A 10,961-nucleotide genomic window follows, 5' to 3' on the forward strand; every position below is an offset into this window, starting at 1 on the left:
CAATATATCAAATCGTTGTAAAAGATACTTTTTTAACGTTGATTTGATGAAAAAAAACCCTCATCCGACAATTGGTGTCGTGATGTGGGTATCTTACAGACATAAAAGCTGTTTATACGGTAAAATCATCACCTAAATAAACTTTTCTTACTGTTTCATTGGCCAGAATTTCTGCTGGCGTACCTTCAGCAAGCAATGCTCCCTCACTCACAATATAAGCATGTTCACAAATCGCCAGCGTTTCACGCACATTATGATCGGTAATCAATACCCCAATCCCACGATCTTTCAAAGTGGTGATGATATCTTTAATATCACCAACCGAGATCGGGTCGACACCAGCAAAAGGCTCATCGAGTAGCATAAATTTTGGATCTGCCGCCAATGCACGTGCAATCTCGGCACGGCGTCGCTCACCACCGGAGACACTCATTCCTAAAGAATCTTTGATATGAGTGATTTTAAAGTCGGCCAAAAGTTCCGCCAGACGTTGCTGACGTTGGGCCTTGGTCAAATCCTTGCGGGTTTCCAGAATCGCCATAATATTTTGTGAAATTGTCAGCTTGCGGAAAATCGATGCTTCTTGCGGCAAATAGCCAATTCCCTTGCGTGCCCGTTCATGCATGGCCAGATCAGAAAGATCCAGATCATCCAGATAGATTTCACCTTTATCCATACGTACCAGACCGACGACCATATAGAAGCTGGTGGTTTTACCTGCACCATTAGGTCCGAGCAATCCGACAATCTGGCCACTTTCCATACTAAAAGACACATCTTTCACCACCCAGCGCTTATTATAATTTTTCGCCAGATGTTTGATGGTCAAGGTTTGAACCTGCTGCGATTGTTCCATTAATCACGTGCTCCTGGAAAGGATTGTGAAGCCGATGGTGGAATCACAATTTTTACGCGACCTTCAGCTGAACCGGTTTTATTCGGTGTACCAATCGCTTCAACATCACCTTTATTCATACTATATTTTAAAGTCGCACCACGAATACTGGCCCCATCCTGCTGCAATAAGGCATTACCAGACAGGGTAATAATTCCGGTTTCAGCATTGTAGACAATTTTCTGAGCCTGACCTTTGGTTAGACCTTTGGAGGCATCTACTTTTTGCTGGAACTGTGTCGGGCTACCGGTAGCCGTAATCAGGCTAATCTGGCGCTTATTGTTCAGATTGGCCACAATTGAATTGGCTTGCAGCTTCATGGTGCCCTGTTCAATGATGACATTGCCAGAATAGGTCGTCACCCCAGTACGCTCATTAAAAGTCGCGCGATCCGCCAGTAAGGTGATCGGCTGGTTACGGTCAGATGGCAAGGCAAAGGCCGCGATTGAAAAAAGTCCAATCACAGTCGCCAGCGCAGTGCGCTTCAGGAAAGTGTGCATCATTTTGACTTTAGGAATTTGGTTCATACTTTCCTCGAATATTAAAGAATTCGTATTGACCATCATTAAGATTGGCTTTAAGACCCTGGCTGATAAATTCAGCCTGTGGAGACTCCACGATCACCGTTTTATCAGTTTCAATTTCACGTGTTTTTGGAAAAGCCGTCAGCTCCTCAGTACGGAACTCTAACTGTCCATTTTGCATGATTTTGGTGGCAAGCACTTCTTGAGAGAGTACAACTTTTGTATTGTCATCATAGCCATGCGCCATTTTGGCAGAGAAAGTCGCATCGACTTGAGCATTGTCATAGGTCGAAGCTTGCAGATTTTCCAGCTTGGAGGTCTGTTGCTGCAAGTTCTGCTCAAGTCGATCCACCTGGGCGCGAACCGATAACATGCCTGATTCATCTGTCTGGGTTAAGTTAATATCTTGAGCGGAATAGGTCATGCTGCGCGCGGAGTCCGTCTGCAGCTTATTGCCCTTGCCACTGTAATAATAATAACCACCACTTATTGCGGCAATCATCACAGCCGTAATATATAAAACTTTAGTATCCATAAGCGGTGTACTTAATCCAAAAGATATGACTTATTAATAAGGCGCACGAGTATATTTTTCAAGTAACTCTTGGTATACGCCTTTGGACATCAGCAGCATATCGCAGATTTCACGTACTGCACCACGGCCACCCAGCGCCTGAGTCACCAGGTCTGCACGGCGACGAACTTCGACATGACCATTCGGTACGGTCACTTTCATGCCAGCAATGGCAAAAGCAGACAGATCAGGCCAGTCATCGCCCATATATAAGCAGTCTTCAGGGTCGATATTGAGCTGTGCACATGCTTCGCGTAGTGCTGTGCCTTTATCTTCACGGCCCTGATAGACCAGATCCACACCCAGATCCGACATTCGTTTTTCGACAATATTACTTTTACGGCCAGTGATAATAATCACCTTGATTCCAGCCTGCTGAACCAGTTTCATACCCAGACCATCGCGGATATCGAATGATTTGATTTCATCACCAGTATTGGTCAGCGTTACAAAACCGTCACTTAAAATACCATCTACATCAAGCACTAATGCTGCAATATGACGTGCCTGCTCTAATAATACATAAGATGCCATTTATTAATTTACCCCAGCCTGAATCAGGTCATGCATACTAATCACACCAATCACTTTATTGGCCTCATCAACCACTACAAACTGGTTGATTTTACGTTCATTCATACGTTCCAGCGCCACGACTGCACGTGCTTCCTGAGAAATCGTAAGCGGATTCTTGGTCATCACGTCCTGAATTGCCAGATTGACATCAAAACCTTGCTGTTTATCAATTAAACGACGCAAGTCACCATCGGTAAAAATTCCCAGCAAGACATCATTTGCATCTACGACCGTGGTCAATCCCAGACGTTTGTTGGAAATTTCATACAATACTTTGTTCATGGCGGTATCTGGTGAAACTTTAGGTAAATCATCACCCGTACGCATCAGATGTTTTACATGTAATAACAGGCGCTTACCCAAAGCTCCGGCGGGATGCGAGCGGGCGAAATCATCTGAAGTAAAACCACGCGCATCCAGTAACGCCACCGCCAAAGCATCGCCTAAGGCCAAGGTGGCAGTCGTTGATGAGGTGGGTGCCAACCCGAGCGGACAGGCTTCCTGAATATTACCCAGGGTCAAAGCCACATCGGCATTTTGTGGCATTGGGCCACGCTCATCGCCGCTAATGGTAATTAAAGGAATTTCAAGATGTTTGATGAGTGGCATCAGCATCATGATCTCATCACTCTTGCCTGAGTTTGAAATCGCAATCAGCACATCACCCGCGACCAGCATGCCCAAGTCGCCATGACCGGCTTCACCCGGATGCATAAAGAATGAGGGTGTTCCGGTCGAAGCAAAGGTCGCCGCCATTTTACGGCCAATATGACCTGATTTGCCCATTCCGGTAATTACCAGACGGCCAGTACACTGTAGAATAACTTCACAGGCCCGGCTAAAACGGCCATCAATCTGTGTGGCTAAAATCTGTAATGCATTTTCTTCGATGCGCAGTGTTTCAAGTGCGACTTTCTGAAAATCGAGTTGATTCGCTGTTTTTTGTGAATTCAAAGCCTGCTTACCTACGTTAAGGACAGAGAAAAACTCTCATTTGATGGGCACAATTTTCGCAATTTTAGCATAGCTATGCAATTGCAAGCTTTCTAAATGTAGAAGATTCGACAGATTTTTAATATATCTTGATTGTATGTGACTTACGCAGTCTGGTATCTCCACCTCTACATTTACTCCATTTTTGACGCTGTAAAATATGCTTGTTTTTTATTTTCTATCGACACATGTCCATTCTCTTCTCAATAAGCTGGATTCGAATAAGATCATACTCATCCCAATATCACCTAATCTCCCTGGCAAACACTAGTTCTGTAAAGCTGAGCTCAATATTCTGACTTCCGTCCAAGAATCACCTTTTTATCAATCAGTATCTCTGCCTAACTATGCTAAATATCTGAGGCTTTTTACGCTTTTGTCTTTATGAATAATTATGCTTAGGTTAAGATGATTCATCCTTTTATTTGAAGTCTTTTGAACAGCTATGCAACCATTTGTTCTATATAACTCAGAGCAACGCAAAAAAGTAGAATTCGTACCTCGTGTTGAAGGTCAAATTGATTTGTATGTCTGTGGTATGACCGTCTATGACTACTGTCATATTGGACACGCACGTACAGTGGTTGCATTTGACTATATTATCCGTTTCCTGCGCAGCCAAGGCTGGAAAGTCAAATACGTGCGCAATATTACCGATATTGATGACAAAATTATTAAACGTGCCAATGAAAATGGCGAAAGTATCTCGGAGTTGACCGGCCGCTTTATTGATGCGATGAATGAAGACTTTGCCAAACTAGGCTGTCTCCCGCCTGATGCTGCGCCTAAAGCCACAGACTATATTGACCAAATGCAAGATATGATTGGCAATCTGGTCGACAAAGGCACGGCATATCCATCTAATAATGGCGATGTCTATTTTGAAGTCGAGAAATTTGCCAAATATGGCCGTCTTTCTGGTCGCAAGTTAGAAGATATGCAAGCTGGGGCTTCTGAACGTGTTGATGTCGAAGTTCAAAAGAAACATCCATTTGACTTTGTCCTCTGGAAACACGCCAAAGAAAATGAACCTGCATGGCCTTCACCTTGGGGTAATGGCCGCCCGGGTTGGCATATTGAATGTTCAGCGATGTCGACCTGCTGCCTGGGCAATCATTTCGACATTCATGGCGGCGGTGCCGATTTGACCTTCCCGCATCATGAAAATGAGATTGCACAATCTGAAGCAGCAACCGGTGAACAATATGTGAATTACTGGATGCATGCCGGATTCATTAATGTCGATGGCGAGAAAATGTCGAAGTCTTTAGGCAATTTCTTCACCATTCGCGACGTGATCGAAAAGTTCCATCCGGAAGTGGTGCGTTACTTTATTGTGTCTTCACACTATCGCAGTCCGGTGAACTATTCGGATGTTGCCTTAAAAGAAGCGAAAAATACTTTGTCTCGTTTCTACCATTCATTTAAAACCTATCAGGCGGTTTATGGCGATCATCTGGTGGAAACCTTGGATGATGCTTTGGTTGAACGTTTTAATGCCGCCATGCGTGATGATTTCAATACACCTGAAGCGATTGCAGTGCTATTTGAAATTAACAAAGAACTGAATCGTGCCGTGAAAGAAGAAAATGCGGAACAGGCAGCAATCTACTACGCAACTTTACGCCATTTGACCAATATTCTCGGTCTGGTACAACAAGATGCAGATGAGTTTCTCAAATCTGATATTGGTCAGGAAGCCCTAGGGTTATCACCTGAACAAATTGAAGGTTTAATTCAACAGCGTCAAGATGCCAAAAAAGCCAAAGAATTTTCGCGTGCGGATGAAATTCGCCAATCTTTACTTGATCAAGGTGTTGTTCTTGAAGATACCCGCCAAGGTACAGTTTGGCGCCGTGCTGATTAATTAAGCAAACAGATTTGTAGAGAGTTGACACTGCTGTGGAATTCTCTATAATTCATCTCATTGCGGGAATAGCTCAGTTGGTAGAGCATAACCTTGCCAAGGTTGGGGTCGGGAGTTCGAGTCTCCTTTCCCGCTCCAGAATACGAAAAGCCCTTATCGAAAGATAAGGGTTTTTTTATTGTGTTTAAAAAATTTCATTGATAAAAAGCATATCTCAAATCACTTATTCATCCTCTTTCACCCTGACATTTTTTGGGTTATTCACAACAAAGTGCTATTGTAAATAAACTTCAAAACTTTCAATTCCTTTAATTACGATATCGTTTCATGACTTATAAATTGAATGCCCGTCATCTGGTTTTAGACTTGTTATATGCGTCTCAAAATTCCACCGCCAGCATTAAACAGATGCTATGTGCAGCAGATCTATTAAGCATTTCTCACAATAGTCTGCGGGTTGCTGTAGCCCGATTGAATCAGGAAAATATCATTCAAGCTGTAGAGCGCGGGGTGTATCAATTGCTAGAAAAAAAATTTGATACTTCTTTTATCAGTTTAAACAAGCATCCCAATATGCAAATGGCGACCGCGTGGAATGGAAAATATGTACTGGTTTATACCGGTGCTTTGGGACGTGTAGACCGCACTGCATTATCCAAACGGGAAAAAGCACTAGGTTATTATGGCTTTCAGGAAATGGAGCAGAATGTTTTTATTCGTCCAGACAACTTAATACTGAGCTTAACCGAATTAAAAACGGCTGCAATCCAGTTTGGATTAGATCCAGATGCACGTTTTTTTTCAAGTCAGTGAGATAGATCAGGAAATAGATGTCAGTGCACTTTGGGATGTTCAAGCCTTACATCAAACTTATCTGGAGGTGAATCAAGACATTCATCAATGGTTTGATTACTCTCAAAGCTTGCCTTTACCTGATGCAGCAAAAACTGCCTTCTATCTCGGTAAATCTGCCTTATTTAGTTTACGTGCCGATCCCCTACTTCCTGCAGAATGGATAGATGCCGAAGCTCGGCAACAATTTGAGCTGGCGGTTCGTAAAATAGAAAAACAGGGGCAATTTTTATGGCAACAATATTTTAACAATCAGGGTGTATAATTTATTTCATATTTATTCACAAAAATAAATTTACTGTAATATTTAGGACAAATATATTGAAAGTAATGATAAGAACGCAATAGGCAAAACAATGAACACTAAGCTCAGTGTCACCGAACTTTTTAGCCGCGAAGAAATTAAAGAACTCACCACGACTTCTGACTTACATGGTGCTTGGTCTATAGCTTCAACTTGGGCTGTGATTGTGATGACTTTCGGTACAGTGGCCTATAGCTGGGAATATTTGCCCATTTGGGGAAAATTTTTAATGTGTGCAGTGGCATTGGCGATTTTGGCAGGTCGTCAGCTGGCCATGGCGATTTTGATGCACGATGCCTCACACCATAGCCTGTTTAAAACCAAATGGCTAAATACACATTTGACCGATTGGCTGTGTGCACGCCCAATCTGGAATGAGGTCAGCAAATATCGTCCTTATCACTTGAAACATCATGCCAAAACCTCTCAACCAGACGACCCAGATTTAGGCCTGGTGAAAAACTTCCCCATTACTCAAAGCTCATTATTCCGAAAATTCTTTCGCGACTTAAACGGGCAATCTGGACTTAAATTTCTGGCAGGTCGGGTATTGATGGATTTGGAGCTTCTGGAATGGAGTGTGTCTAACGATCCCAAACCTATTCCACGTGGCGATCGTAGCAAGGTAGATTTGGCCAAAAATCTGCTGAAAAACAGTTCCGGTATGCTGCTCGCGAATGCCACGATTTTCTCTGTGTTTTGGGCCAGTGGCCATCCTAAGCTGTATTTGCTATGGCCTTTGGCTTATATCACACCATTCCCTTTATTTATCCGTATTCGCGCAATGGCTGAACATGCGGGTCTGGAAACCAGTTATTCTGCCCTCAGCAATACCCGTACAACCCGCGCAGGTTATCTGGCACGGGCTTTTGTGGCACCGATTCATGTGAACTATCATATTGAACATCATTTAATGGCCGCTGTTCCGCATCAAAAGCTGGCGAAAATGCATCAAATGTTAAGAGAGCGTCAGTATGTCGATGCTCCACCAAGTTATTTGGATGTCATCCGTTCACTTCTAAAAAAACAATTAAGCCCTGCGATGCTCAGATGATTATATTTCAGTGCTGATGGGTCGAATGCCCTCGTTGTTCCGGTGGACAATTTTCTGCCTCAATCTGTAAAGTCATTTCAGTAATATGATGCTGATGGCTCAACATTTCAAAAGCCTGATGACGCAGTTTCTGATAATCTACATTCGGTGCAACCAAATGTACCGTCAACATGACTTTTTTGGAAGTAATCGCCCAGACTTTAAGCTGATGAATATCTTGTACGCCTTCGAGTGCTAAAAGATCATGACGCAGTTTTTCAATATCAATTTCATCTGGCACTCCTTCCAGCAGAATATTGATACTTTGTTTGAGCAAAATCCAGGTGCGTGGCAAAACCCAAAATCCGATCAATACGGCAATCAGTGTATCTACCCACATCCAGCCAGTAAAATAAATCAGCAGCGCCCCGATCATCACGCCGACTGACCCCAATGCATCACTCAGCACCTCCAGATAAGCCCCTTTGATATTTAGACTTTCCTGACTACTCGACACCAGAATTTTCATCGAAATCAGGTTAATGATGAGTCCTAAGCTCGCCACAACCATCATCCCCAGACTCTGGATTTCTGGAGGATTACTTAAACGTTGATAGGCTTCAAATAAAATATAAATCGCCACCACAAAGAGCATCAAGGCATTAAATAAGGCAGCCAGAATTTCAAAGCGTTGATAACCAAAAGTGCGTTTATTATCTGCCGGTTTTTGCCCAACCTTGATGGCCGCCAGCGCAATGGCCAGTGCCGCAGCATCGATAAACATATGTGCTGCATCAGAAAGCAAGGCCAGACTTTGCGTCATAAAGCCGGCGATCACTTCCACAATTAAAAAACTGGTCGTGAGTGCCAGAGCAATCGATAATTTTTTGATATTTTTCGCAGTCACAGTGACATGACTATGCTCATGATGATGTGAATTCCCCACCCCGCACTCCTTAATAATGATGCAACAAGGACATTATTTCTCGTAATTTTCCACACAGTTCTGATTTATATTACGCTTGATTTTTATCTATTTAAGTCTTTTTTGTATCCTCTAGTTGATAAGTTTTGGCAGCTTAAAGCTTGAGCTTTTCATTTTCTGTTAGCCACGCCTGAACTGAAGCACGCTGGAAATTTCGCTGGATATATACCTGAATTTTATCAGGCAGTTCAATCTGCTGGCTAAGCAGGCGGTGCAGCATAAAGGCCAGATCAAAATCTGCAATTGACCACTGTTCAGTCAGCCAGCATTCACTGAGCAAACTCTCTGTGACTGCCAATAAACGCTGAATATCTTGCAAGACTTCGGCTGATGCAATAAAAAGTCCTTTAGGTGGAACAAAGATTGAGTCTGAAGGCATGGCCTGGCAGATTGCCATAAAATCAGTTTTGACTAAAGCCTGAACTGCACGGCATTTTGCTCTGGCCTGACTCTCTCTGGGGTATAAAGCTGGATAATCTGGCGCTGGAAAAGCATCTTCCAGATATTCTGTAATCGCCCAAGATTCAAATAAATGAAAATCATCCATCACCAGACAAGGGACTTTTCTACTGGGGCAAATTCTGCGATATGCCATGCTTTGTTGTTCCAGCTGATCTAGGTCAACCGTTTTTTCCTGAAAATTCAGGCCTTTTTCTTTTAAAGCGACGTAAACTGACATGACATAGGGACTGATACGTTTTTTATCGATATAGAGACAGATATTGTGCATTTTTTCTTCCTCAGTCTTTTTATTCTATATTCACCTCTACTCTACTGCCTTTCTAGTGGGAAATGAAATTGGGCTGCATAATGATACAAAGCCGGTTCAGAGCCCTGCACCAGGATTCACTATTCAGATTGAGAATATCTTGCTTCATAAATTACGGGATTAAAAAGACTTCTATTTTTTTACAGAATGACGTTAAATAAATATTTCCCGTTTTAGATTAAATGACCATGCTGAACCTGGACCATTTCCCCGATACTGTATATGCAATCCAACATCTCGTTTTTGAAGACCTCGGTGCTTGGGAAGATGTATTTTATCAGCTGGGGCTACGTGTCCGCTATTTTGAAGCCGGGATTGATGACCTGCGTAAGGCGTATGAACATCCTGGTTTAACCGTAATTCTCGGTGGCCCAATTGGGGTTTATGAAACAGAAAACTTTCCTTTCTTACAAGCAGAAATAGACCTACTTAAAGTACGTTTGAGTAAGAATTTACCTACTTTAGGAATCTGTCTGGGTGCTCAATTGATTGCGCATGCGCTTGGTGCCAAAGTCTATGCAGGACAGAGCAAAGAAATTGGCTGGTCTAAGCTCAGTCTTGCAGCTATCGAGAATAATCTACTGCGAAATCTGGAAAATATTGAAGTGCTACATTGGCACGGTGATACCTTTGACCTACCTGAACAAGCTGAATTACTGGCAAGTACTGAGCTTTATGCAAATCAGGCCTTTCGTATAGGCAGTAATATTCTGGCACTACAATTCCATCCTGAAGTCGCCAGTGACAGTCTGGAAAAATGGCTGATTGGCCATAGCTGTGAATTGAGTCAGGCTAAAATTGATATTCCTGCACTACGCGCTGCCAATATTCAGTTTGCGCCTGTACTGGAAACTACCTCGCAAACTGTACTAGAGCAATATCTGACGCAATTAAATATCGTATCCTAGTCTCAGATAAATTCTAGGCTAAACTCTTCCTCTCGACTGTAGAAATATTATGAGCGCATTATTCGGCATTGCCGTGATTCATTTTTTTGCCCTGATTAGTCCAGGACCGGACTTTTTCTTTGTCACACAAAGTGCCATCCGGCAGTCCAGAAAGCATGCTTTATGTGCAGCCCTCGGTATTTCATTGAGCATTCTGGTCTGGTCAATTTGTGCACTTGGCGGCCTGCATTTTTTATTTCAGAAAATGGTCTGGTTACAGCAGATCTTAATGCTATTGGGTGGATTATATCTGCTCTATCTGGGCAGTTTGATGTTGAAGTCGAGCTTTAAGACACCTCTACCTTTAACAAATTCGAAAGCAGAAGCTCTTTCTATCGTTCAGCCGTCGTATCTTAAATTATTGCTGCAAGGTTTTTTCACCAACATGGCCAACCCCAAAGCCCTGATTTACTTTAGCAGTGTATTTGCATTGGCGATTAGCCCTAATGCAAAACTATCAGAACAATCTTCTCTTTTAGCTCTGGTCTTTATCGAAAGTTTGCTCTGGTTTACGGTTGTAGCCATTATTTTTTCAATGCCGAAGATGACGACTTATTATCAAAAATTTGCCAAATGGATTGATGGAGTTACAGGCGGGATCTTTATCAGTTTTGGCTGTCTGCTGATTCTGAATCGTGATTA

At 42.7% G+C, this 10,961-nt stretch carries 11 protein-coding genes, 1 tRNA gene and 1 pseudogene; 6 read left to right on the forward strand and 7 right to left on the reverse strand.

Features of this window, described 5'->3' with window-relative positions:
- Nucleotides 1-112: 112 nt before the first annotated feature.
- From lptB to FTV48_RS10095, 5 genes are read right to left on the reverse strand one after another with little or no spacing between them, the layout of a single operon-like run.
- Nucleotides 113-856, reverse strand: coding sequence for an LPS export ABC transporter ATP-binding protein (gene lptB, locus FTV48_RS10075; RefSeq protein ID WP_005096670.1), 744 nt, complete (start codon nucleotides 854-856; stop codon nucleotides 113-115).
- Nucleotides 856-1,422: a lipopolysaccharide transport periplasmic protein LptA gene (gene lptA / locus FTV48_RS10080; protein ID WP_005096669.1), complete on the reverse strand. Its 567-nt coding sequence runs from the start codon at nucleotides 1,420-1,422 to the stop codon at nucleotides 856-858. The genes lptB and lptA overlap by 1 nt, the downstream gene beginning before the upstream one ends.
- Nucleotides 1,406-1,954: an LPS export ABC transporter periplasmic protein LptC gene (gene lptC / locus FTV48_RS10085; protein WP_005096668.1), complete on the reverse strand. Its 549-nt coding sequence runs from the start codon at nucleotides 1,952-1,954 to the stop codon at nucleotides 1,406-1,408. The genes lptA and lptC overlap by 17 nt, the downstream gene beginning before the upstream one ends.
- A 33-nt stretch (nucleotides 1,955-1,987) precedes the next feature.
- Nucleotides 1,988-2,527 carry an HAD family hydrolase gene (locus tag FTV48_RS10090; RefSeq protein WP_005096667.1) on the reverse strand — a complete coding sequence of 180 codons (540 nt, stop codon included), beginning with the start codon at nucleotides 2,525-2,527 and terminating at the stop codon, nucleotides 1,988-1,990.
- Between the two features lie 3 nt (nucleotides 2,528-2,530).
- Entirely contained in the window at nucleotides 2,531-3,523 is a 993-nt protein-coding gene (locus tag FTV48_RS10095; protein WP_074382880.1) for a KpsF/GutQ family sugar-phosphate isomerase, read from the reverse strand.
- Nucleotides 3,524-4,007: 484 nt separating this feature from the next.
- Between FTV48_RS10095 and cysS the strand changes: the two genes are divergently transcribed.
- From cysS to FTV48_RS10115, 4 genes and pseudogenes are all read left to right on the forward strand, one after another.
- Nucleotides 4,008-5,429: a cysteine--tRNA ligase gene (gene cysS, locus FTV48_RS10100; protein ID WP_005171297.1), complete on the forward strand. Its 1,422-nt coding sequence runs from the start codon at nucleotides 4,008-4,010 to the stop codon at nucleotides 5,427-5,429.
- Nucleotides 5,430-5,491: 62 nt separating this feature from the next.
- A tRNA-Gly gene (locus FTV48_RS10105) sits at nucleotides 5,492-5,567 on the forward strand.
- Nucleotides 5,568-5,756: 189 nt separating this feature from the next.
- Nucleotides 5,757-6,546: pseudogene (locus tag FTV48_RS15115) on the forward strand (hypothetical protein).
- 91 nt (nucleotides 6,547-6,637) lie between these two features.
- Nucleotides 6,638-7,639, forward strand: coding sequence for a fatty acid desaturase family protein (locus FTV48_RS10115; RefSeq protein ID WP_180000197.1), 1,002 nt, complete (start codon nucleotides 6,638-6,640; stop codon nucleotides 7,637-7,639).
- Between the two features lie 7 nt (nucleotides 7,640-7,646).
- Here the strand turns inward: FTV48_RS10115 and FTV48_RS10120 are convergent, their stop codons facing one another.
- Together FTV48_RS10120 and yfcF are read right to left on the reverse strand one after the other, a co-directional pair.
- Nucleotides 7,647-8,564, reverse strand: a complete 918-nt coding sequence (locus FTV48_RS10120; protein ID WP_180000199.1) for a cation diffusion facilitator family transporter — start codon at nucleotides 8,562-8,564, stop codon at nucleotides 7,647-7,649.
- Nucleotides 8,565-8,697: 133 nt separating this feature from the next.
- The gene (gene yfcF, locus FTV48_RS10125) at nucleotides 8,698-9,333 is read right to left on the reverse strand and encodes a glutathione transferase (protein ID WP_180000201.1); all 636 of its coding nucleotides are present in this window, start codon (nucleotides 9,331-9,333) and stop codon (nucleotides 8,698-8,700) included.
- Nucleotides 9,334-9,560: 227 nt separating this feature from the next.
- Between yfcF and FTV48_RS10130 the strand changes: the two genes are divergently transcribed.
- Together FTV48_RS10130 and FTV48_RS10135 are read left to right on the forward strand one after the other, a co-directional pair.
- Nucleotides 9,561-10,280: a glutamine amidotransferase gene (locus tag FTV48_RS10130; protein ID WP_180000203.1), complete on the forward strand. Its 720-nt coding sequence runs from the start codon at nucleotides 9,561-9,563 to the stop codon at nucleotides 10,278-10,280.
- A gap of 49 nt (nucleotides 10,281-10,329) precedes the next feature.
- Nucleotides 10,330-10,961: LysE family transporter (locus FTV48_RS10135; RefSeq protein WP_100357102.1), on the forward strand; the 632-nt coding region annotated here is incomplete at its 3' end.

It is taken from the genome of Acinetobacter sp. YH18001, assembly GCF_013416975.1.
Taxonomy (GTDB): Bacteria; Pseudomonadota; Gammaproteobacteria; order Pseudomonadales; family Moraxellaceae; genus Acinetobacter; species Acinetobacter pseudolwoffii.

Excerpts from the sequence above, each read along its gene's own strand:
- lptB (WP_005096670.1), bottom strand. The coding sequence starts at position 856 with ATGGAACAATCGCAGCAGGTTCAAACCTTGACCATCAAACATCTGGCG.
- lptA (WP_005096669.1), bottom strand. The coding sequence starts at position 1,422 with ATGAACCAAATTCCTAAAGTCAAAATGATGCACACTTTCCTGAAGCGC.
- lptC (WP_005096668.1), bottom strand. The coding sequence starts at position 1,954 with ATGGATACTAAAGTTTTATATATTACGGCTGTGATGATTGCCGCAATA.
- FTV48_RS10090 (WP_005096667.1), bottom strand. The coding sequence starts at position 2,527 with ATGGCATCTTATGTATTATTAGAGCAGGCACGTCATATTGCAGCATTA.
- cysS (WP_005171297.1), top strand. The coding sequence starts at position 4,008 with ATGCAACCATTTGTTCTATATAACTCAGAGCAACGCAAAAAAGTAGAA.
- FTV48_RS10115 (WP_180000197.1), top strand. The coding sequence starts at position 6,638 with ATGAACACTAAGCTCAGTGTCACCGAACTTTTTAGCCGCGAAGAAATT.
- yfcF (WP_180000201.1), bottom strand. The coding sequence starts at position 9,333 with ATGCACAATATCTGTCTCTATATCGATAAAAAACGTATCAGTCCCTAT.
- FTV48_RS10130 (WP_180000203.1), top strand. The coding sequence starts at position 9,561 with ATGCTGAACCTGGACCATTTCCCCGATACTGTATATGCAATCCAACAT.